General features: G+C 43.8%; 14 protein-coding genes. 8 read left to right on the top strand and 6 right to left on the bottom strand.

Features of this window, described 5'->3' with window-relative positions; all coding sequences use genetic code 11:
- Positions 1 to 149: 149 nt before the first annotated feature.
- From ACJ751_RS23185 to mprF, 4 genes are all read right to left on the bottom strand, one after another.
- Entirely contained in the window at positions 150 to 746 is a 597-nt protein-coding gene (locus ACJ751_RS23185; protein WP_407747916.1) for a short chain dehydrogenase, read from the bottom strand.
- Between the two features lie 72 nt (positions 747 to 818).
- Complete coding sequence (locus ACJ751_RS23180) at positions 819 to 1,679, bottom strand: AraC family transcriptional regulator (RefSeq protein ID WP_407747915.1); 861 nt, start codon at positions 1,677 to 1,679, stop codon at positions 819 to 821.
- A gap of 27 nt (positions 1,680 to 1,706) precedes the next feature.
- Positions 1,707 to 2,372, bottom strand: coding sequence for an AcvB/VirJ family lysyl-phosphatidylglycerol hydrolase (locus ACJ751_RS23175; protein WP_407747914.1), 666 nt, complete (start codon positions 2,370 to 2,372; stop codon positions 1,707 to 1,709).
- Between the two features lie 4 nt (positions 2,373 to 2,376).
- Complete coding sequence (gene mprF, locus ACJ751_RS23170; protein WP_407747913.1) at positions 2,377 to 4,974, bottom strand: bifunctional lysylphosphatidylglycerol flippase/synthetase MprF; 2,598 nt, start codon at positions 4,972 to 4,974, stop codon at positions 2,377 to 2,379.
- A gap of 343 nt (positions 4,975 to 5,317) precedes the next feature.
- Between mprF and ACJ751_RS23165 the strand changes: the two genes are divergently transcribed.
- The 7 genes from ACJ751_RS23165 (at position 5,318) to ACJ751_RS23135 (ending at position 17,127) form a co-directional block, all read left to right on the top strand.
- Positions 5,318 to 7,702: an ABC transporter permease gene (locus ACJ751_RS23165; protein ID WP_407747912.1), complete on the top strand. Its 2,385-nt coding sequence runs from the start codon at positions 5,318 to 5,320 to the stop codon at positions 7,700 to 7,702.
- A gap of 117 nt (positions 7,703 to 7,819) precedes the next feature.
- Positions 7,820 to 8,356 carry an RNA polymerase sigma factor gene (locus tag ACJ751_RS23160; RefSeq protein WP_407747911.1) on the top strand — a complete coding sequence of 179 codons (537 nt, stop codon included), beginning with the start codon at positions 7,820 to 7,822 and terminating at the stop codon, positions 8,354 to 8,356.
- A 53-nt stretch (positions 8,357 to 8,409) separates the two neighbouring features.
- Positions 8,410 to 9,597: a FecR family protein gene (locus ACJ751_RS23155; protein ID WP_407747910.1), complete on the top strand. Its 1,188-nt coding sequence runs from the start codon at positions 8,410 to 8,412 to the stop codon at positions 9,595 to 9,597.
- 175 nt (positions 9,598 to 9,772) lie between these two features.
- Positions 9,773 to 13,111, top strand: coding sequence for a SusC/RagA family TonB-linked outer membrane protein (locus tag ACJ751_RS23150; RefSeq protein ID WP_407747909.1), 3,339 nt, complete (start codon positions 9,773 to 9,775; stop codon positions 13,109 to 13,111).
- Positions 13,112 to 13,136: 25 nt separating this feature from the next.
- Positions 13,137 to 14,768: a RagB/SusD family nutrient uptake outer membrane protein gene (locus tag ACJ751_RS23145; RefSeq protein WP_407747908.1), complete on the top strand. Its 1,632-nt coding sequence runs from the start codon at positions 13,137 to 13,139 to the stop codon at positions 14,766 to 14,768.
- A gap of 17 nt (positions 14,769 to 14,785) precedes the next feature.
- A complete protein-coding gene (locus ACJ751_RS23140) occupies positions 14,786 to 15,907 on the top strand; it encodes a SusE domain-containing protein (protein ID WP_407747907.1) in 1,122 nt (373 codons plus the stop codon).
- Positions 15,908 to 15,969: 62 nt separating this feature from the next.
- Positions 15,970 to 17,127 (top strand): glycoside hydrolase family 76 protein, encoded by a 1,158-nt coding sequence (locus ACJ751_RS23135; RefSeq protein WP_407747906.1) that lies wholly within the window; start codon positions 15,970 to 15,972, stop codon positions 17,125 to 17,127.
- 1 nt (position 17,128) lies between these two features.
- Here the strand turns inward: ACJ751_RS23135 and ACJ751_RS23130 are convergent, their stop codons facing one another.
- On the bottom strand, positions 17,129 to 19,324 hold the full coding sequence (locus ACJ751_RS23130; protein WP_407747905.1) for a M43 family zinc metalloprotease: 2,196 nt from the start codon (positions 19,322 to 19,324) through the stop codon (positions 17,129 to 17,131).
- A gap of 214 nt (positions 19,325 to 19,538) precedes the next feature.
- On the opposite strand from ACJ751_RS23130, the gene ACJ751_RS23125 reads away from it, so the two are divergent.
- Positions 19,539 to 21,995, top strand: coding sequence for an ABC transporter permease (locus ACJ751_RS23125; RefSeq protein ID WP_407747904.1), 2,457 nt, complete (start codon positions 19,539 to 19,541; stop codon positions 21,993 to 21,995).
- Between the two features lie 96 nt (positions 21,996 to 22,091).
- Here the strand turns inward: ACJ751_RS23125 and ACJ751_RS23120 are convergent.
- On the bottom strand, positions 22,092 to 23,610 hold a 1,519-nt coding region (locus tag ACJ751_RS23120; RefSeq protein ID WP_407747903.1), incomplete at its 5' end, for a beta-1,3-glucanase family protein.

Raw genomic sequence — 23,610 nt, 5'->3', positions numbered from 1 at the left:
GAATCTACTAATTTCAAGGGTCAGGGGTTTATGGGTGATCCAATCCGGCAAATGTATGAAGGTTTTTAACTTAACCCATTGGTGGTTTGTAAATAACTCATAACCAGCTAATTTGATAGCGAATTATCGCTATTGGGAAGACTTTATTGTTAATAGGGTTTTATTATTTGTCCGGTATTAGCGCCAAATACACTCTTGCGGAAACCATATTCCAACTGCTTCATAGTAACCGGTATTTCACCGGGAAAGTAGGGGAAGTATTGCGGTGAATTTTCAATAACGGTAGGACTAACCGCATTGATGCGAATACCCTTTTCCAATTCAATGGCGGCTGCCCGAACAAAGCCTTCCACGGCTGCATTGGCAGCAGACGCATTGGCAAAGTTCTTTTGCGGTTCGTGTGTTAACGCGCCAGTGATCAGGGTAAATGAACCTTTGGGGTTAATATAATGCTGACCAATAAGCACCAGGTTGATCTGGCCCATCATTTTACCTTCTACGCCTTTCCGGAATGTTGCATCGTTCAGGTTTTTCCATGGGCCTACATAGGTAGGGCCGGCTATAGAGATCAATGCATCAAAAGCGCCCACCTTTTTGTACATGTTTTCTATAGATTCAGTTGAAGTAATATCCAAAGGGAAATCAGCATTACCACGATCTGTACGGACTACTTCATGGTCCTTTTCAAAAGCATGTGACAAATAAGTGCCCATGGTGCCGGAGGCTCCAACAATTATGATTTTCATATTTTATTATTTACTCAAAATTAGCCTCGGAAGAACCTGGTATAGTAGGACGGTTATGGAGTTGAGCAGGACTTATTTTAAGTTCTTTCGGAATGCTTCGGGAGAAAGCCCGGTGTGTTTTTTGAAAAACCGGATAAAATAAGAAGCATCTTCGTAGCCCAGGAGATCGGCTATGTCTTTTATTTGGTTGGAAGTAGCCAGTAAATACCTTTTTGCCTCCAGGATAATTTGCTCGTTTATAAGCTCGGAAACAGTTTTTCCTATCGATGCTTTTGTGATCGCATTTAACTGGTAAGAAGAGAGGTGTAAGCGTTCAGCGTATTGAGAAACGTTCTTAATGCTTCCTATGTTAGCCTCCAGCAATTGACAAAATTCATCAAAACGTTCCTGTGTGTAGGCAGCTTCGGGTTTTTCTATGTCTTTAGGGTTACGGCTTTGCCTGATGTATTCTATGAAAAAAATGTCAAGGTTCGCTTTTATCATTGCGGCATACCCTTCCTGTTTGGTGTCAAATTCATTAAAGATAGTTGCCAATACAGCATGCAGTTTTTTATACCTGCCAGCTTCTACCTGGCAATAATTTTTACCAGATGCCTTCTTCCATCGTTGCCCGGAAATAGTATGCTGAGGTTGGTAAAAGGTGAGATCAAACTCCATCAAAAAGCCAGTGCTGCCCGCCTGCAATGCCAGTTTATGTACCTGTCCGGGACGAAGTATAAAAATGGAATGACCGTGTATAGGGTAGGAAATAAAATCTATTTCGTGTATACCCTTTCCCTGCTGTATCGCGAGAATAAAATAGAAATCGTGTTTGTGAAGGTCATGGATCAGGTTGTTACCATTGAGTATCTGTTCAATAACCCGAATGCTGAATTGCCCGCCATTTTGTTGTTTGGGAGTTGAGGCTATATGCCGGATTGGGATGGGTTTCATTTTGCCAAAGGTAATCAGCTTCGGGGATTATTTAATATAGTTCAATATCTGCGAAGCCACTTTATCAGCTTTATCATCAAAATGATGACCGCCGCCTTCCGTTATTACTTTATAATTTTTATTGGTAAGGGTTTGAACCGGGAACTGGTCTTTTTCCGTTCCCAGTATAAATAAGATGGGTTTGGTGATTTTATTTACTTCGTTTACCACACTATAGGCATCATGCGAGGCAATCCCGATCATTTCCGTCAAATGCACCTCGAAATCGGTAGAAGTATAAGGAAGCATCAGCACCATATGGCTTACTTTTTTTGTAAATGGGGCGCCTGCATAATTGTATAAAAAAGGCGTTACGTCTGCACCAAAAGAATAACCTATCAGCACAACACTATCGCACTTCCATTGCCTCATGTATTTATTTATGAGCTGGCTTAATTCCATTGTCATGGAGGCGGGTGTTCTCTTTTTCCAGAAATATTTTCTGGCATTTAATGCCAGCACCGGATAACCGGCTTTGTTGATCGATTGAAGGAACGCATCGGAAAAGCCTGTCCACCCGCCATCGCCGGTAATATAAAATACAAGCGGTTTGGTGGTGTCGTTAACAGGGAGCGCTTTTATAGGTAACTGGTTGTCCTGTGCCACTGAAAGATTAAATGAAAATAACACGGCAAGGACTATACAATATCTCATACAATCAATTTGTTTTCATTACGGCGTTTAAGGCAAGCGGCAATTGCAGCAGGTCGAAATCATGGTCGTATACGAGGTATTTGTTTTCCCAAAAACTGGCATATTTTTCCTTGAATTCGCGCAGACCCTGGTAATGCTGAAAACGTTTTATTTTAAGCGCCGCGAGTTTAACCACTCTTTCCGCCATGTTTTCAGGTTGGGTAATGCCGCTCATGGGCACCATACCCAGGTTAATATAAATTTTATTATGGGCGCGTGCATATTCTATGAGTTTAATGATCAATGCGTCCATGGCAGCGGCAGGTGCATCGGCCGTTTTGCGGATAAGATCGTAGGTACATTCCTCTTCTGAATAGTCAGGTATAATGTTCAGAAATGCTTTTATCTTTCCTTCCGGATCTTTTAGCAACACCATATCCTGTTTTTCCAGTTCACTTTTATCAAACATGCCCTGTGAAAAAATGGCTTCTTCCTTGTTGAAATTCTGTAACCAATCATCAGACACTTGTTTCAGTTCCTGTAATATGCGGGGGTCATGCGGCGCTGTTTCTATGTGAACCGTGAAACCTTTCTTTTGTAAACTGTTCAGTCCGTTTCGCAACGACTTTTTATCCCTTCCTTCTGTACTGAACCGGGTCACATCCAGGATGGCTTCCTGACCAATCATCATCCTGTTTTTACGAAGCCGGGTAAACCAGGGAATGCTGCTTTCATTCACCCGGTAAAAGGCAGTATGCAATCCCATTTTTTTGCATTGCTGGTCAAATTCCCGCAAGATGCTGTACTTATTTTCAGGGGCGCAAACCGGTTCTTCCAGCACAATGGCAAAACCGCGGGCAATGCGATAGGCGATAAAGCCTTCATGGATCTCCGAAAAGAAATATAGTTTGTCTTTGTAGTATTTAAAATAATCCATGGTCGAACTGCCAAACTGTGTCAGCAAACTATTTACTCTTTCCTTAGCGTTTTCAGGCACCGTGTGCTTGTGCAGTCCCGGCCTGATGAGGGAATACAACAGGAAGCCCCAGGTTAAAAAACCGGTTGCCCGTATCAGCCATACAAATTCATTACCAAACCTGGTAAGGGGGTGTAACGTTGTATCCTCCATAAGCAAAAACATGTTCAACGTATGCAGTAACGATTGCTTCCAGGTAAAATCAACGCCGAAATTTCTTTTATCAATAAAATAGAAACTGATAAACCCAAATAACATTACGGCTGCCACGCTTATGGCAGCTGTTTTTAAACCCGCTTTTATCCGTTGCCTGCTGCTTTGGATGCGGTACTGCGATCTGGTAACTATTAATAATAGCATGGTAAAAGCAGCCAGGCTTGCTTCTTCATAATCGAGCGCTTTGGTAAGGTGACCGATCAGTGAAAAGAAAGCCAGGCCAAGGGCCATGATCCAGGCATTACGCAACCCTTTTAGTAAATAGGCGGATGTTACTAACAGGGCAAGCCCTGTAAACAACACCAGCATATTACTGGCATGTATACTGCTCATTGGCAGGTACTCGCGCAGGAGGCGCATCCGTTCGTGTACGGGTGGGGTTATGGCAGAAAGAATGTTGATAATACCCAGCATAAACACCAGCACAGCCGGGGCCATTCTGGCAAATAGTTTTCTGCCTTTCCAGCTAAAAGCTCCCAGGCCACCAACCAGTGGCAACCAGAATTCAAACACCCGGTACAAGATAGTAATGGATAAGGCCTGCGGGGCCGAATAACCGAATTTCTGCAGTATTAATGACATGAATAACTCCACGGCGCCCAATCCACGCAGGAACGGTGAAATAACCATCATCAGCACCGCTATAATGTAAGCCGCCGCCGATGCGCTGAGGGAAGCAGGTAAGCCGAGTGCCAGCATAGCCAGGTAAATATGCAGGATGCCGCAGCCTTCAACGCCAATAGATAAACAAGTGGCCTGTACTACCCCGGATCTGTTTACATTGGCCGGCAACATTTCATGCATCCGCGCAGACGCATCAGGGAACCGCCGTTCGAACCACCGGTAAACACCTTTCTTTTGTTTTACTGTATTTACAAGGCCGGCCAACAGCACAATTATTACCAGCAGCGCCAGTAAGCCCAGCCAGGCATTGGCAGTACCATTTATTCCAAACATAGTATACAGCACAACAGGCAGACCCACTATAAATACAGTTAATAAACCTGTAAAGGCATACAACGCACTGGCCTGATGTACCTGCAGTCTGTTAAAACCCTGCTTACGCAATTGCGAAGGGAAATAAGCGAGCGCACTAACGCCACCGGCAGGGAGAAATACGCTTATAAAATTACGTTTCAGGAACAGCGATACCGCATGCGGCCATTTTAAACGAAGCTGCACAGCAGCAAATGTTTTTACATACATGCCGCTTTGTAACAGAACGCATACTACTGATATTACCAGGGCTGCCATTAGCCAGGTGCCATTGGCCTGTTTTATCTGGGGAACAATGGCCAGCAATTCTTTTCTTTCACTTCTGAAAAAAACAATGGCGAGTAACAGGATCACTACTGCGACTATCTCGCGCCAGTATACTTGCGGGGAGGCTGATTGTATTTTTAAGCGGGTAGCTTTGATCAGGTTAGCCATAACCTAAAAATTATAGTTTTAGCAATGGGTGTTTTTCAGTGCAGGCATACAGAACCAGGTATGCCATTCGTATCCCAAAGTTATTTACTTCTTAACTGTTGCTTAACTAATGCTTTGTTAATGACCCAATCGGGGTGCTAATTAATGGATCCTGAATGGATAAGGTGTCCTGGCTGAATTTAAACCCAAATTGTCCTGTGGAATATTTTTATCCTGTTCGTCAATGAACAGAACACTGTTCGTTTTCGAACACTTTTCAGTTGCCGGCTTTCCAAATCATTCGCCCAGAAAGGATTTCACAATTGGCACAACCGTTGAGCTATTTATACCTTACCTATACCATATGTTTAAAAATTATATAACTGTTGCCTGGCGCAACCTTGTAAAAGGCAGCATGCATTCGGCAATCAATATCCTGGGGTTATGTCTCGGCATGTCGGTTGCCTTGCTGATCGGGTTATGGATCCACGATGAACTTTCTTTTGATAAGAATTTTAAACACTATGATCGCATAGCACAGGTTATTCAAAATTTGACCAACAACGGTGAAACTCAAACGTGGTGGGATGTTCCTTATCCTTTAGCTAATGAATTGCGCACCAACTATGGCAGCGATTTCAAGCACATTGTTATGGCAACGAATGTGTTTGAACACCTGATTACAGTTGATGATAAAAAAATTAAACAGCGGGGCGGCTTTTTTGAAAAAGAAATGCCGGAGCTATTTTCGCTAAAGCTGCTGAAAGGCAGTCGTTCCGCATTGAACGATCCGCTTTCTGTGCTTATTTCTGCTTCCGCAGCAAAGGCTTTTTGGGGAAATGAAGACCCTATGAACAAGATCATTAAAATTGACCAAAAGCCGGTTGTAAAAGTGGCGGGTGTTTATGAAGACTTTCCGCAGAACTCAAGTTTTGCCAATCTCAATTTTATTTCAAGCTGGGATTTCTATTACAATGTCAATAATAAGTTGAGTGACATGCCTGACCCCTGGCGACCTAACTTTACTACCCTGTATGTTCAGTTAAACGAACAGGCATCTATTCAGGCCGTTAGTGCAAGGATCAGAGATGCGAAAATGAAGAAGATAAATCCCCAGCTGCAAAAGAAGAAACCCGCCTTATTCCTCATGCCAATGAGTAAATGGCATTTGTATAACGAGTTCAAAAATGGGGTCAACACAGGCGGCGCCATTCAATATGTGTGGATGTTCGGTATCATCGGAATATTTGTGCTGCTGCTGGCCTGCATCAATTTTATGAACCTCAGTACTGCCCAAAGTGAAAAACGGGCAAAAGAAGTGGGCGTGAGAAAAACAATGGGGTCACCAAGAAAACAGTTGATGTTTCAGTTTTTCTGCGAGTCATTGATAACGGTAACCATAGCATTATTGATTTCCCTGGTAATAGTGTGGGGTGCGCTGCCATTCTTCAATACGATCACCGGAAAGCAGATCAAAGTACCCTGGTTTAATGTTTATTTCGTGGCGCTGTGTATGGTATTCCTTTTCATTACTGCGGTAATTGCAGGAAGCTATCCGGCTTTTTATTTATCATCCTTTAAACCTGTAAAGGTTTTAAAGGGAACATTCAAAACAGGTCGTTTTGCGACAATTCCGCGGAAAGTGCTTGTAGTGGTGCAGTTTAGTATTTCGGTATCGCTTATCATTGGAACGATCGCTGTGTATAAACAAATTCAGTTTGCCAGGAACAGGCCTGTTGGTTATACAAGAGCAAATCTCATTAATATCACTACTGCGGGGGCTGGTATTCATGAACATTTTAATTCAATAAAAGAGGAACTGTTGCAAACAGGGGTGGTAGCATCTGTTGCTGAATCTGAAAGTCCAACAACCGCTATATTTAATAGTACCAGCGGATTTAGCTGGCCGGGAAAAGATCCCAATCTCTCTATTGATTTTGGAGTGATAGCTGCCTCGTTTGAATATGGAAAAACCATTGGCTGGAAACTAAAAGAAGGGCGCGGTTTTTCAAAAGAGTTTTTGACAGACACTTCGGGCGTTATCCTGAATGAAGCAGCCATCCGGTTTATGGACCTGAAATATCCGATCGGTAAAAAGGTAACGTGGTGGGGACAGCCATTGACAGTAATTGGGGTGGTTGAAAACATGGTGACAGAATCGCCTTATAACGAAGTAAGGCCTGTTATTTATCCGTACCTGAATTATCCAGGTAATATCAATATTGTAAAGCTCAATCCTGCCGTAAGTGCACAGGATGCCATACGCAGAATTGAACCTTTATATAAGAAATATAATCCCGATCAACCTTTTGAATATAGTTTTATTGATACGGACTATGACAAAAAGTTTAATTATGAAGAACGCATCGGAAAGCTGGCCGGGATCTTTGCAGGTCTGGCCATCCTTATTTCATGTCTTGGCTTATTTGGTTTAACCTCGTTTGTAGCCGAACAACGAAAAAAAGAAGTAGGCGTTAGAAAAGTGTTAGGCGCTTCCGTATTTAATTTATGGAATTTGTTATCCAAAGAATTTCTGGTGCTGGTAATTATTTCATTCCTGGTATCTCTGCCAGTGTCCTGGTATTTTACGCATAACTGGTTACAGAATTATAGTTATCGTACGACCTTATCGTGGTGGGTGTTTGTGGCAGCAGGCGCCAGTGCCTTGTTGATTACGTTGGTTACTGTTAGTTTTCAGACAATAAAAGCCGCGATTGCAAATCCGGTAAAGAGTTTGAGAACGGAGTGATGTGTTGCTGAATAATTTTAGCATAAGTGAACCCTTCAAATTCAATGATTTGAAGGGTTTTAATTTTTTATTATACTTTTGAATGCTGCTTATATGAAAAATTAACGATTTGCGAATATGAAGGAGACTTCGGATATTGATTTGCTTCTGCGCATAAGTGAGGGCGACCGCCACGCGTTTCGTGAGTTGTATCAGCGCTATACTCCTGTATTATATCCATTTGTAAAAAGTTTATGTAAGGATGGCGCCTTATGCGAAGATATTGTGCAGGAGGTATTTATCAGGATCTGGGATAACCGGGTAAAAGCGGTAAACATAAAACAGGTTCGATCATATTTGTTTAAAGCTGCTAAGAACAGGTTCCTCAACGAATTAAGAAAACAGAAAAGCGAGCAAAGGCTTATTAATAATCTCCTCTATAACGGAATTGGTACTGAAACGCCCGAACAACAATTGACATTTAAAGAAGGGATGCGTTTGGGCGACGAAGCCCTGTCGCGGCTATCGCCTAAACGAAGGACCATTGTTGAAATGAGTACCCGTGAAGAGCTGAGCCTGGATGAGATAGCTGACCGGGTTGGCTCCTCTAAAAATGTAGTGAAGAAGCTTCTTTACCAGGGTTTGGCGATGATGAAAAAATATAAATTTTATTAAAAATCTTTTTGCGGAGGGGTCCTTTTGCCAGACATGCGTGTCTTAAGGGTGATATGGACCAACAGACATTTGACGATTTTTTGAAGAACGTAGCGCAGCAAACGCATTCCCCGTCAGCATTAGCCGATTTTCTTGCCTGGCTGCAGGAACTTCCGGAGGAGCAGGCTGCAGCAGCCCTGGACAGGTATGAACAGGCGTTCAGGGCCGGAGAGGAAGTTGATAAAGAAGCGATCAGGCGCATAGAAGAAAGTATCGAAAACCGGCTGGATCTTCATCATCCGGTTCCTGTCATACCTCATACACGCACTCCTGTTATCTTTTACCTGAAAGTGGCCGCCATTTTCATAGTGGTAGTATCAATGGTATCTTTTTTCCTTTATCAAAATCATTTTAAGAATGCCGGCACGGTAGCCAGTCATCGTGCAGTCGAGGCCATAGTTCCTGGCAAAAACCAGGCTGTGTTGAAACTGAGTGGGGGAAGATCCATCCTGCTAGAAGACGTGGCCGATGGTGTTATTACAATGAATGATAAGGCTACCGGTTTTGAGAAAAAAAGCGGTTTACTGGTGGCAAAAAGCGATGGACGATCGATCGATGATGCAGCCGGAATAAATATGCTGGAAACGCCCAAAGGCGGACAATACCAGGTAGCGTTGCCTGATGGCACGAAGGTATGGTTGAATGCATCGACCCGCCTGTTTTTCCCAACTGTTTTTAAGCCGGGCGAAAGAAGGGTAAGACTGGAAGGCGAGGCTTATTTTGAGGTGAAACACGATCCGGCCAACCCTTTTATCGTAGAAACATCCACCGGTACATTATTACATGATCTTGGAACAAGTTTTAATGTGAGCGCCTACCAGGAAGATGCACACGAAACCACTACACTTTTAACAGGAAGTTTGCAGGTAACACGAAATCAATCGCAGGTACTGTTAAAACCGGGGCAGCAGGCCAGTGTAAACGCACAACAAATTGTGGATGTGCAGGAGGTAGAAACCAGTTACGCGGTGGCCTGGAAAGAAGGATATTTTATGTTTAACAGGGAACCGATCAAAGAGGTTATGAATAAAATAGCCCGTTGGTACGATGTAGACATAGCATATCAGGGGGCAATTACAGAAACCCGGTTTTGGGGTACTGTATCCAGGTTTTCCCAGGTAAGCGATGTGCTGAAAATGCTGGAAGCTACGGGTCGGGTTCATTTCACCATTGAAGGAAGAAAGGTGTATGTAAAAAAATAAATAAATGATCTGAATAGTAAGGGCCGGAGTGCTACGAACACCACGGCCCTGTTTTAGATTTTCAATCAAGCGTTTCCTTAACTCAATTAAAAAACTATGTAAATCTATGACTTTAAATTCAGGTATAAAACCTGTACCAACCAAAATTAAAAGCCTGCAAAAACTACTCATTCCTATGAAGCTGCTATTCTTCCTGTTGTTTACCACTATACTACAGGTAAATGCAAACAGCTATGCACAGGGCATCTCGCTCAAAGGCCGCAACATACCCATCGAGCGAATTTTTATGGAGATCAGAAAACAGGCCGGCGTAGCGGTATTATGTGAAAGTGAGGTGCTGGAAAATATTAAACCGCTGACAGTAAATTTCAACAAAACACCGGTTACGGAGGTGCTGGAATTTTGCCTGAAGCAAACGCCCTACACCTGGCAACTGGAGAAAAACAGCATTGTGATCAAAACGATTACCCGGTCTGAACACAGTGTGCCTGGTATTGACATGCTGCAGAAAGTAATCAGGGGTAAGGTTACCGACGAACAGGGCAATGCACTGCCGGGTGTAAATGTGCAAACGAACAAGGGCAATGGAACCATTACAGATGGCGATGGCGTTTTTAGTCTGTCGGTTCCGGACGATGTAACAAGCCTTACGTTCAGCTCTATCGGGTACCAGTCAAGGACCATTGTATTGGGCGAACAAACCATGCTTAGTGTTTCATTGAACAAAATGCCGGTCAATTTAAATGAGGTGGTGGTAATAGGATATGGAACAAAAAGAAAGGCCGACCTGGTTGGTGCTGTGGACCAGGTAAAGGGAGCGCAAATTGAAGGCCGGCCTGTAGGCAATGTAATGCAGGCATTGCAGGGATTATCGCCAAGTCTGGTTATTCAGCAGCGCAACATGAACCCGAACAACAACTCGATGAACATCAATTTGCGTGGTATCAGCACTTTTGGTAATAACTCACCATTACTTGTCATCGACGGGGTTATCAGCAATGATGTCAGCGACATGAATAACCTCAATCCAAATGATATTGAGGAGATCTCCATCCTGAAAGATGCCGGTAGCGCAGCCATTTATGGATCGCGCTCTGCCAATGGGGTTATTCTCATTTCTACTAAAAAAGGGAAACAGGGCATGAAGCCTGTAGTCAGTTTCAGTGGCCTCGTGGGTTCACAAGATCCCCAGATCCTGGTTAAACCCTTAAAAGGATATCAGAATGCATTGCTTCGAAATGATTCCTATATCAATTCAGGCGCCGACCCAATTTACTCACTGGAACAAATACGTCAATTCGCTAAAGGTGATAGCGAGTATTTCCTGAAGGGTATTTTAAAGAATGGACTGCAACAAAACTATAACTTCAGCATCCAGGGCGGTTCGTCGAATACCAGTTATATGATCTCGCTTGGGTATTATAACCAGCAAAGTAATTTTAAGGGGCCTGATTATGGGTTGAAACGTTATAACCTCCGTTCGAATGTCACCACCCAGATTGGCCGGTTAAAACTGTCAACTATACTTTGGTATAATAGATCCGAAGGAAATGCCTACCAAGGCGATGAAGGCTTTCTGATCGCCGACGCATCACGCCTGCCGGTATATAACACGTATATCTTAAAAGATAGTATTGGCCGGTATTATAATAATGATGTGTTGACCGGCGGCAATCCTTTAGCTGCACTGGAGCATGGAGGATACATAAAGACCACGAACGATAATTTCCAGGGAAGTTTGAATGGCGAATTGAAGCTGCTGGATGGATTGAAAGCAAAAGGATTGATTGGCCTGGATGTTCGGCCGGAAAACAGGTTGATCAGACGGTTCTACTGGCCTGTTTACAGTTTATCGGGAGCCGAAACTCCTATTAACCAAAACTCCTCGAAGGATTATCACATAGAAGATTACAGTGGTAATTCAACCCTGCTGAATGTACAGGCCATGCTTGAGTACAACAAAACTTTTGCAGGAATGCACAACGTTTCTGCACTGGCAGGGTTCTCCAATGAATCATACAGACAAAAACGCCAGGAAATAAAAAAGAAGTATGTTGATCCGGTTTTAGGGATTCCTATTGACGGTACCATTATCGACCCCAGTAGTTACAATACAGTGGGCGGCACAACGGAGAGAAGTATTTATTCTTATTTTGGAAGGCTGGGCTATGCTTATGGCGATAAGTACTATGCAGAAGGAAGCTTTCGTTACGATGGTTCTTCTAAATTCGCCAAAAATAACCGGTGGGGATTTTTCCCTTCTGTGTCTTTGGGATGGCGCATCACCGAAGAGCATTTTTTTGATTTCTGGAAGAACAATATCGGCGATCTGAAGATCCGGGGTACTTATGGCAGACTGGGCAATCAGAATATAGACGATTACCAAACGCTTACCACATACGATATCTACATCAATCAATATGGCTTTAACAATGTGGCGGTACCAGGTACAGGTTATACATTCGGTAACCCTGAACTGAAATGGGAAACCACGTCTTCCGCTAATATTGGTGCAGATGGTACATTCCTGAAAGGAAGCTTAAGAGTGGGTTTCGACTATTTTCATAAACTAACGAAAGGTATTCTGTTAACGCCCCAAACACCAATGGTGCTGGGCGGTGCAGTGCCCAAGGCCAACCTGGGCGAAATGAAGAACCAGGGTTGGGAAGTAAGCATTAACTATTCCCTGCGTCATAAGGATTTCAATCATTCGTTTGGGCTCAATATAGCTGATTCATGGAATGAGGTTACCAAATTTGAAGGATATGAACAGATAGAGAAGTCAGACGAAATTGAACGCATCATTCGCGTAGGGTTACCTTTGTACAGCTACTTTGGCTATAAAACAGCTGGCCTGTTCCAGAATGAGGACGATGTTAAAAGTTCCGCACTGCCTGTTGGCTTTTCGCCCAGGCCCGGGGATGTGAAATACAAGGACCGGAATGGCGATGGCATTATCAATGATAACGACCGCTATGTGCTGGGCCATGCCTTTCCACGGGTAACTTTCGGGTTCAACTATGTATGTCAATGGAAAGGACTTGAGTTAAATATGTTATGGCAGGGAGTTGGAAAACGCGATATGGCGCTGCGGGGAGAAACCATAGAACCCTTCCATGGCGGCTATTCATTCGTGATGTTTGAGCACCAGCTCGATTACTGGACGCCTGCCAATCCTGATGCAAAATGGCCAAGATTAACTGCTCCGGGTACGGCTTCTACTATTAATAATTACGGTAAAGGATCAGACTTTAACATCTTTAATGGCGCCTATGCGCGATTGAAGAATATCCAGCTTGGCTATACGCTGCCCCAAAGGCTGACTTCAAAAATAGGTGTAAATAAATTGCATGTATTTGTAAACGGGCAAAATCTGCTTACGCTCAGTAAGATTGATTTTGTTGACCCGGAGTCCAGCGAATTTGGAAACAACATGAATGCCAGCGGCGCCAACAGCGCCCGTAATTATCCAAGGCTTAAATATATAGGAGGAGGGATACATGTGGAATTTTAAAGCACATCAATTCAAATCAGGAATTATGAAAATGAAGTTTGCAGAAATGGGTCCTGTTACCATCCTGTTGATGGCATTGTTGCTCAATGGATGTGTGAAGCTGGATGTAGTGCCTACCAACAAGTTCACCGACGAAACCTACTGGACTACAGAAGATAAAGCCAATTCGGTTTTAAACATGGCCTACCGCCAGCTATTTACGAACGATTATTTCATGCTGAATGAAATATTAAGCGATAATGTGTACAATGGTTATGGAACTACCAGCGAAAAGGTGATTGCATTAGGGCTGGCAGATGCCTCGAACGCCCGCTTTGCCGATGAATGGAAGGCCTGTTATGGAGGTATAAAAACCTGTCACACATTTCTGGCCAATATTGACAGGGTTACTACTATGAGTGAGGAGTTAAAGAATAAAAGAAAAGCGGAGATCCGTTTTATCCGTGCATGGCTTTTTCTTGAACTGACCACCTGGTATGGTGATGTTCCTCATTTTACGCGCGACATTTCACTCACTGAATCAAAAACGGTGACGCGTACGTCGCATGAGGAGATCATGGCATGGATCCACCAGGAGTTGGATGAAGTGGCTGCTGTTTTGCCAAAACGTGAAGACTATGCTGCGGCAGATAACGGAAGGATCACAAATGGCGCCGCCGTTGCACTGAATGCGCGTGCCTATTTATATGAAAGCAACTGGGCTAAAGTGGCCGAATATTGCAATAAGCTCATCAATAGTACCACATATGGTACCTATAGTTTGTTTCCTAACTATGAACAATTATTCTGGGTCAAGAACGAATATAACCCGGAGATCATTTTAAGCCTTCAGTATGTACCTGTGAACAGAACCTGGGGAAACCTGGTTGACTATGCCCCGATGTCGGCCAATGCCCGACTGTGTCTGGCTGCACCTACCCAGGAGCTGGTGAATAGTTACCTGATGAAAAATGGGCATAAGTGGACGGCTGCTGATCCTGATTATGCCAACCGCGATCCCCGGATGGGAGCAACCATGGTGTATGATGGGGCTACCTGGATCGACAGATCCGGTAATGCCTATCCGGTAGTCATTCACCCGGATGGAACAACGCCTCCCAATAAAATATCAGATAAGTACACCGGTGCGGGTACTGCCCAAACACCAACTGGTTATTACTACCGGAAATTCTGCGATCCCGATCCTGCGGCTTATACAGGTGGTAGTTGGGAGTCGAACCTGAACCTGCCGTTGATTCGTTTCGCTGATGTATTGCTGATGTATGCCGAAGCAAAGAACGAACTGAATGAAATGAACCCTACTGTTTGGGAGCAAACGATTAAGAAATTAAGGCAGAGAGCAGGGTTCGATAATACAGCGGAAGCAATGGATCTGCCGGGCGGAGATCAGGCTGTATGGCGCGAAGTGATCCGCAATGAACGGCGCGTGGAACTGGCGCTGGAAGGATTGCGCATATTTGATATCCGCCGCTGGAAAACGGCAGAATCGGTACTGACTCAGGAACGGCATGGTGCGAAATTCGATAAAAGTAGTGGCAGTTATGATTATATTAAAATTCCTGCCGGAAGCTTTAACCGTAATCGCGATTATCTGTGGGCCATTCCAAGAGCAGAACGTTTGCTTAATTCAAATCTTACTCAGAACGAGGGTTATTAATTATTAATCAGCACAAAATGAAAAATTATAAATTATCCATAGCTTTTTTTATCCTGGCGGTTGCAACCTTTGCCGGATGCAAGAAGGAAAACAAATTCAAAGAGGTTAAAGTAACAGAAGTAAACACCCTGTATTCTCCTGATGATGGACGTAATGTTGTGCTGCAGGCGGCCGGATCGGCAACGCTGTACTTCGAGTGGGAAAAGGCGATAGCTGAAGACAATGGGGTAGTGTATTATGATGTTTTATTTGATAAACCCGATGGCGATTTTTCCAATCCTGTATTTGTTGTTGCCGCCGATAACAACGGTACCAGCACGGGAGCGAGTATTACCCATAAGGTATTGAACAATATCGGTAAACTTGCCGGGATAGCATCTGGTGAAGAAGGGAAACTGAAATGGACGATCGCCTCTTCAAGAGGATTAACAAAAGTGGTTTCTCAACAGGTTCGTATCATTAATATCACCAGAACAAATGGTATTGATGTGCCCGATGCACTGTTTCTAACGGGGGAGGGAACAGAAGGAGGCGCCAGTTTGGCACAGGCATTGACGGTTAAGGCGCTGCCAGGTGGAAACGAATTTGAGATCTATACCAAACTGCTGGCCGGTAAAAAATATTCTTTTGTCGATTCAAAAACCAGCGTATCCAGAACTTTCTCGGTAAACGCAAACGGTACTTCATTCAAAGAATCGAAAGATGGCGCTGCGGTAGCAAAAGATGGTATCTATAAGATCAACCTGGATTTTAGTTCCTCGTCTGTTTCGATATCGGAGATCACCAAACTTGACTTTTTCATGTGTACACCCAAAAAGCGGGAAACACTCACTTACCAGGGCAAAGGCGTTTGGCGGGTGAATGACATTGTTCCTGACTTTACAACGAGTTGGCCCGATGACAGGTATTTCTTCTGGATGACCATTGGAGGAGCGGAACAAAAAATAGGCAGTTCCAATAAAGACAACCAGCCCCCGACCGTTACAACCGGATCATTTTTTTATCTGGTCTTCTATCCCACAGATAATAACCAATGGGATTATTCTTTCAAGTTCCCGAACCAATCGGTGAAGAAATGCAGTATCACCGTTTCATTTAGCTCAGATGCGGCCAACTATACGCATGAAATCATTTACTAATGAACAATAACCGTAACAATGAAATGGCATTGCGGGCCAGGTGTTCAACAAAAAAATTGCAAATGCAGAAGTTCTTATTCATTGCCGGGGCAGCTTGTACGCTTGCCTGCGGAAAAATTAAGGATGTATACATCGATAACAGTACCAAATACAATATTGACTGGAGCGCTGCCGCAGACAGCAGTAGCTCAAGCTTCGTTAGTGTGTATTGGAATTCTACCAAACATCATTTTAATAATGACAATTTTGGCACGGTGAACCAATTTGATTACTGGCCGGAAGCCCATGGGCTGGATGTTTTGGTAGACGCTTACAAACGCACTGGAAGCACGCTTTATAAAAATCGTATTGATGAATTTTACGAAGGGGTAAAAGCGAAGAACGGAGGCAGCTTTTACAATAATTACTATGACGATATGGGGTGGCATGGCATGGCGCACCTTCGCGCATTTGAAGCCACAGGTGATGCCCGTTATGAGGCATCCGCAAAACAGTTATGGCAATGGATCGTTGCCGGCTGGAATGATTTCGATGGGGGCGGAATACCCTGGAATCATGAGAATAATGATGCCGGACGCAGCAAGGGCGTTCCCGCCAATGGTCCGGCCGCCATTATAGCAGCCCGTAGATGGCAGAAATATGGAGCAACGGAAGTAATAAACGGGCTCAATGATCTCCAATGGTTTGATAAAATTTACAATTGGATGAAGGAACATCGCGTGGTACAGCAATCCGGCCGGGTATATGATAATTTTAGTGATACTAAAGGCGACTGGACGTACAATGCTGGTACTTATATGGGCGCGGCGTTGGAGTATTACAATATTACCGGTAACAAGGTGTATTTGAATGATGCTATTAAAACTGCAGACTGGACAACCAGCACCTTGATCAACGCTAATAACAAAGTGTTGAGTGATTGGGCAGAGCAGCAAGACCATGACGTTAACCTGTTTAAAGGGATCTTTGTACGCTATCTTACTTTGTTGATCAGGAATAAAGACCTGCCTGAAACGAACAGGAAAAGATATATTTATTTTCTCCGGAACAGCGCACAGATCTTGTGGACAGCAGGGACCGTTAAAAACCCGGTTGTCTTATTCGGTTACCATTGGTGGCAAGCCCCAACTGAGTCAAAAGTTGCGTTACGTACGCAGTTAAGCGCTTGTATGTTGATGGAGTCTTTGGCGCTGCTGAAAGCAGAAGGATATGTAGAGTGAATTACAGTTTAATCACCTTCTGCGTAAACTTTTTATCGGAAAAAATTACCTGTACAAAATATGGGCCGCTGGCAAAGCGGCTCATATTAAAAGTATAGCTGCTTTTACCATTCCCCTGAGCAACCTGTTCCCCTATTTTTTGTCCCGCACTGTTATACAGAATGATCGTTTTTAAAGTAAGCGGATATGGATAAAATTGTACGGTAAGGGAATTGGTAGCAGGATTCGGTGTAACCATAAAGCCTTTTGCCAGGAGATTGGGATTTACATTTGTACTATAAATATGAATGTCGTCGAGGTAAATATTGTTCTCGTTTTCTGTTGTATTCATAAAAGCCAGTAAAACAGGTCCGGCGTTTATATAAGAGGAAAGATCAACACTATCTTTCCGCCATTCAGATGGAGCAGGCACAAACGAAGTTATAGAAAACCCACTTCTTGTAATAAGCGCACTGCCCCATTTTTTGTAAAGGCTGGTATAGGTAGCGCCGCAATCGGTGCTGATAAGCACCTGTAAAGTGTCCCGGATATACCCGGGACTAGACGGGTTGGTCTTTACAGCAGCGGCTACCTGAAAAGTGAGAAAAGCCGAATCGCCATTGGAAATACTTTCAATGGGCAGGCGAAGATAATCCCGCTGACCAATCACCCGGTAGTCGAAGTTACGCATGACCACACAGGCATTACCGGTTTTTGCCACTCCGGTTACCCGTTCCCAGGAAATAGTATTATCAGGGTTAACAATGTCCCAGCCGGCGGCAGGAAAAGTATTGTTTTCAAATCCTTCCGTCAAAGGCCCAGTAACTGCCTGATAATATTGAAAGGTGCAGGTATTGGTATCATTGGCGCCATTCAGATCTGTATGTCCGTTAGGCGATTCAACCACCACCTTTAATACATGGCTACCCTCGGTAGCTATAGTGAGCGTATTCAATGTAATGATCGTTTCATCCAGGCTAAGTAGTGAACCAGCCCAATGGGTCAATATGGCGGGTCCATTATCTATACTGGCATACAGATCGGCTGATGAAAGTGTTTCGATTCCCCGGTTACGCAGCGTAATGACAGGTGAAAGAGTTGCCGAACATACCCGTTGATCCGGGGTTGTAATTTTTTTGACAGCGGCATCCAGGCTAAATAAAGGTACCGGGTCGGCGCCATTGGAGGTAAAATAACCCGCATGGAAATCGCTTAAAGCAGTTTCCATGCGTGAAACCTGCCCCCAGGTAAACAGGCTCATGCAGGGATCATCGGTATAATCCATATAATTTTGGTACAGGATACCCGGCGCAATAGGACTACAACCATCCGTTACTATAGCACCTCCCGGGCAACCGCTGGTGAGTGTTGCCTGGTTCGGGGTGTCATCTACAAAATCGGTTCCCGTGCAACCATTTTCGTCGCCCCAGATATGATACAGATAAAAAAAATGCCCGGCTTCGTGAGTGAGTGTACGCCCCCTGTTGGTGCGGGTAAGGGAGTCGGCAGGCAATGTTGTATAATGAACGACTATTCCTTCTTCGGCAGGTACACTGGCGCCCGGCAAAGTGCTATAGCCTAAAACAAAACCGGCAGACAAGTTAGTGATCCATACATTAAGAAAACGGCCAGGGTCCCAGGCATCATCTCCACCCAGCGTGCTGTATTTAAGACCTATATCAAAAGTACTATATACAGGACGTGCAGTAGTAACCCGAACAATACCATTTGAAGGCTCATTATCGGGTGTTCGTTGGGCCAGTTTAAACTGGATCTGGCTTTTACCAAACAAAGGTTTAAAAGCAGCAGGAAGGTTCACGGAATCACTGTTCATGCCTGCAAAATCTTTATTTAAGACATCCAGCTGGGCCTGTATTTGAGCATCGGTAATTACAGCCGGGTTGGTGAGAACAATATGAAATATAACAGGTACATAGATAACGTTTCCCTCAATACGTAAAGAAGGACCGGTTGTTTTTCGTTTATGTACGGATTGCAAAAATTCGCCCGTTTGTTTTTGAAATGTTGCTTTCAGTAACGGCTTGTTTTTGAAGGTATGTTCCAATACCTGCATAGTGCCGCATTGCCTAATCAATCCATTCTCCTGTGCCAATGAGTAATTCCTGTTGCCCAGCACCCAGATGCTTATAATTGCCAAACGGCTGATCACTTTTAGATATATGATCTTTTTCCGGAGATAGTAATTCAGATATGACAATGGAATAAGTTTATGGTCTTACAGCTGACACCAAAGTTTTGAAGAGGGTTGCATATGAACCAGAAGAGAACAGCTGTTGTATCATTATCGAACAAATTTCTACAGTAAAAAAGTATAAATTTCTGAGTATTAGTATTGTATAATTAGGGCATATTTCTGGTTACGCTGAAAGAGCGTTTGTGTCATTAAATTCAATATGGTTAAAAACCAGGATATGTTACAAAGTTTCTTAAAAATAGCTTTCCGGAACCTTTTATCACGTAAAGGTTTTACCCTGATAAATATTGCGGGGCTGGCCACCGGCATTACGTGCTGCCTGCTGATATTTGAATATGTTGCTTATGAAAGAAGCTACGATACTTTTAATAAAAATGCTGATCGTATTTTCCGGGTACAGGATGAAGAATATCAGAATGGAAAACTGGTAGTGCCGTGCGCATCGGCCATGCCAGGGGTTGCGCCTGCTATGAGGCGCGAATTTCCGGAAGTGGAGGATGCAGGCCGTTTAAGAAAAATGGAATTTTTGTTGGGCAATGAGGCTCGTAATATAAAGTTTAAGGAATCTGATGTTTATTATGCTGATGAATCGATAGTAAATATTTTTCAACTTGAATTCAGGGAAGGAGACCCAAGAACTGTTTTATCAGAACCGGATAAGGTTATTATATCAGCAGAAGAAAAAAGCAAATATTTCGGCAATGAAGACGCATTGGGAAAAGTGCTGACCATTTATTCAAATGGTCGTACACGCCCGCTGCAGGTGACGGGCGTCTTCAAAAATTACCCGGCCAATTCACATCTTAAGTTAAGTGTCCTTGTTTCGTACCCTACCTACAGTAAAGTAATAGGTACTTATGGTAAGCCGGATGATGTGTTGGAGACAAGTTTTGGCTGGACGGACTTCTATACTTATATCCTGTTGCGTAAAGGAGTGAACTCAAAACAGGTAGCCGAAAAGTTACCAGCGTTTATTGACAGACATTTCAACAATCTACCGGAAAACAAAAATCAGGGTGACCGTTATTCACTTAGCCTGATGCCGCTGAAAAACATTCATTTATATTCTCATTATACAGAAGAAGCCGAGGCAAACGGGGATGGGCAATCGGTAAACATTTTATTTCTGGTTGCCTTTTTCATTATAGGAATAGCCTGGATAAACTATATAAATCTCGCTACAGCCCGTTCACTTGAGCGTGCCCGGGAAGTAGGCTTAAGAAAGGTGCTGGGCGCCCTTAAAGGAGAATTGATCTGGCAATTTATGCTGGAAAGCCTGATGCTGAATGTACTGGCGCTGGTGGTTGCCTGTGCCATCACCCTTTCGGTAAATCCTTTATTCGCTGGCCTTACCGGCCGGCCATTGCCTGCTTTGATCTCCCTGCCGTTGAATTTTCAGCTGTACTTTATCGTATTGTTAGCAGCCGGAACCTTTCTTTCGGGAATATATCCGGCATTGGTTCTTTCCCGCTATCAGCCGGTAGTTGTGCTGAAAGGTCTTTTTAAAAATGCGGCTGGTGGCCAATGGCTGCGTAAAGGCCTTATAATAGGTCAGTTTGCCATTTCTATAATTCTTATTGCAGGAACGATGATCGTTTACCGGCAGTTACACTATATGCAAAACCAGGGATCCGGAGCTGACATAAATGAAACGCTTGTGATAAAAGGTGCTTTGGGAAGTATCAGAGATTCTGCTTACCAGGATGTTTACAGCGCATTCAAAGAAGAAATGCTTAAGGTGAGTGGCATAAAAAGCGTTACAGCATCTTCGGGAATAATGGGGGAAGAAATTTTGTGGTCCACAAACTGGAACAGATTACAGGGTGGTAGTAAGCAGGCAAATAATTTATTTCACCTGGGTATAGACGCTGATTTTATTGAAAGCTATGGTTTGAAGATGGTGGCTGGTGAACCTTTTTCCAGGGTTTCGGGAGCCGACAGGAAGAGAGTCATCCTAAACGAATCTGCGGTTCGAACCCTGGGTTTCTCATCTCCAAAGGCTGCTATTGGGCAACTGATCTCCGGTGGACAGAATAATATGGATTCGCTGGAAGTAAAAGGAGTAATTGCAGACTATCATAATGAAGGCTTGCAGAAATCCATTCAACCCCTGGTGATTTTCGCCGACCGCAGAACGCGCGGGTTTTATTCTGTTAAAATGCAAGGGAAAAATGCAGGATCTACGGTCGCTTCCATCAAAAAGATCTGGGACCGGTTTTACCCGGCTGATCCTTATGATTATTTTTTTCTTGACGAATTTTTCAACCGTCAATATGCCGAGGACAAGCGTTTTGGGCAGGTATTCGGACTTTTCGCCATACTTGCCATTGGTATTGCCTGTTTTGGATTGCTTGGATTATCTGCTTATAATGTTCTTCAACGTACAAAGGAAATTGGTGTACGTAAAGTGTTGGGGGCATCAGTCCACAGCCTGGTGCTTACCTTATCCAAAGATTTTCTGAAATTAATAGCATTTGCTTTTGTAATTGCGATCCCAATCACAATTTTAGCCATGCACAGCTGGCTGCAAAATTTTGCTTACCGAACCGGTATCCCCTGGTGGATATATGCATTGGCAGGGGTGCTTGCTATTTTGATTGCGCTTTTAACTGTAGGCTTTCAGTCTTTAAAGGCGGCTTTAGCCAATCCTGTTAAGAGTTTAAGAACGGAGTGATCCTTTTGTAACAATTAAAAAAAGGGTCTCTTTCGAAACCCTTTTTATCTTTTGTTGCTTTCTGCAAATTCGTAGCTCCCCTTTAGGAGCGGCGGATTATTGCTTTACAATTTTTATTGTCTTAATACTATTATCTGTACGCGTTAGTTTAATTATATATACACCGGTGTTCAATGACTGAATATTAATGGTATTGCCAGGCTTTGTTACTCTTTTTAATTCATGGCCATTGAGGTCATATACTGTCAGCGTTTGCACTTTCTCATATCCTTTCAGGTACAGCTGGTTACTTACCGGGTTGGGCGATAGGGTCAATGCATTGTTTTCTGCTACTGTCAGTTGTTGCTGAATGCGCTGGGTAGCCAGCCTTGCTGATAAATTATCAGTGATGGTCAAATAATTTATATTGAAACCGCCGGTTGCCGTAGCAATGCCGATGGAGTAGGTGCCTGCCGGTAAGGTTACATCATGCGCCACGTTCGTCCAGTTTTGCCAGCCACCTGTATTAGGGATGGTCACTGAACCTAATTGTGTGGCGCCGGCATCTTTTTCCAGTCGAAGGGTGGTGCCGGTGTTCGCACTGGCCACGCGATAAATAATGCGATAAGAGCCCGCAACAGGAATGGTTACGTTGTACGACATCCAGTCACCGGCATCTATATAACCTACATTCAATCCGCCGCCAGCATCTGTTGTGGCTTCGGTTTGTATGCCAGCCATATAAGTATAATCTTCCGCCTGTATCACAGTTGAGAAGAAGGAGGAATTGGTTTCCACTTTCAAAGAGGAGGTGGAATCATTAAAGCTGTCATCGACCAGGCAGGCATCGTCGCCGGTTTTAACAATGGCAGTGCCGCCAAAATTGTCGTTCTTGTATAAGGTGACCTTATAGCCGCTATTCACTTTTAGTGAAGAAATATCATCATTCAATATTCCCAGTGCATTCAGTTGGCTAAGCGTGTAGGCGCCTGTATTGAGTGCAACGGCATAACCGCTGTAGTTGCAGTCCTTATAAACGGTTGCTACGCCGCTTGTTGTTAAACCGGCATAACCGCCAATGGTGATGGTAGCACGTACAGGCGATGGGGCATTGATGGTAGATGATTTGTTAAACACATCATCATAACAAAATGAATAGGTAAGGCTGTTAAGACTGATGTCGGGTTGATGCCAGAACTTACAATACCAGTTATACGGCGACGATACATAGTATTTCGAATCGTTGCCAAGATCCTGTGTGGCGCCATTGCCCAGTGTAAGGTCTATGGCATGGCGGTTGATCGCTGCGCAAATTTGCGCCTGAACCACTTTATCCCATTGTCCACCGCTGGCCATTACACCGCTGCCTTCCATAACTTCTGTATTGGTTGGTTTATTTGAAATAACCCCAACCGCCCCGTCGGATGTGCGGGTGAAGCTAAACGTGTTTCCTGATACGCGACCGCTCCAGGTGCCAGCATCACCGGCATTAAAGATCAGGTTCTCATTGGCATATTTCGACCAAATGGCATCGATGTATGAGCCAAAGTAGTTGGCCTGTGCGCCGCCGCTTTGGAAGGCACTTGTTTTAGATGGGAATTTAATGATACCATTGGTGGCATCATAACAACCGGCG

This window comes from Niastella sp. (assembly GCF_045805085.1).
Classification (GTDB): domain Bacteria; phylum Bacteroidota; class Bacteroidia; order Chitinophagales; family Chitinophagaceae; genus Niastella.
Note: the sequence above shows the minus strand (reverse complement) of the source record. Positions and strands in the feature narration are given on the sequence as shown.

Excerpts from the sequence above, each read along its gene's own strand:
- ACJ751_RS23185 (WP_407747916.1), bottom strand. The coding sequence starts at position 746 with ATGAAAATCATAATTGTTGGAGCCTCCGGCACCATGGGCACTTATTTG.
- ACJ751_RS23180 (WP_407747915.1), bottom strand. The coding sequence starts at position 1,679 with ATGAAACCCATCCCAATCCGGCATATAGCCTCAACTCCCAAACAACAA.
- ACJ751_RS23175 (WP_407747914.1), bottom strand. The coding sequence starts at position 2,372 with ATGAGATATTGTATAGTCCTTGCCGTGTTATTTTCATTTAATCTTTCA.
- mprF (WP_407747913.1), bottom strand. The coding sequence starts at position 4,974 with ATGGCTAACCTGATCAAAGCTACCCGCTTAAAAATACAATCAGCCTCC.
- ACJ751_RS23165 (WP_407747912.1), top strand. The coding sequence starts at position 5,318 with ATGTTTAAAAATTATATAACTGTTGCCTGGCGCAACCTTGTAAAAGGC.
- ACJ751_RS23160 (WP_407747911.1), top strand. The coding sequence starts at position 7,820 with ATGAAGGAGACTTCGGATATTGATTTGCTTCTGCGCATAAGTGAGGGC.
- ACJ751_RS23155 (WP_407747910.1), top strand. The coding sequence starts at position 8,410 with ATGGACCAACAGACATTTGACGATTTTTTGAAGAACGTAGCGCAGCAA.
- ACJ751_RS23150 (WP_407747909.1), top strand. The coding sequence starts at position 9,773 with ATGAAGCTGCTATTCTTCCTGTTGTTTACCACTATACTACAGGTAAAT.
- ACJ751_RS23145 (WP_407747908.1), top strand. The coding sequence starts at position 13,137 with ATGAAAATGAAGTTTGCAGAAATGGGTCCTGTTACCATCCTGTTGATG.
- ACJ751_RS23140 (WP_407747907.1), top strand. The coding sequence starts at position 14,786 with ATGAAAAATTATAAATTATCCATAGCTTTTTTTATCCTGGCGGTTGCA.
- ACJ751_RS23135 (WP_407747906.1), top strand. The coding sequence starts at position 15,970 with ATGCAGAAGTTCTTATTCATTGCCGGGGCAGCTTGTACGCTTGCCTGC.
- ACJ751_RS23125 (WP_407747904.1), top strand. The coding sequence starts at position 19,539 with ATGTTACAAAGTTTCTTAAAAATAGCTTTCCGGAACCTTTTATCACGT.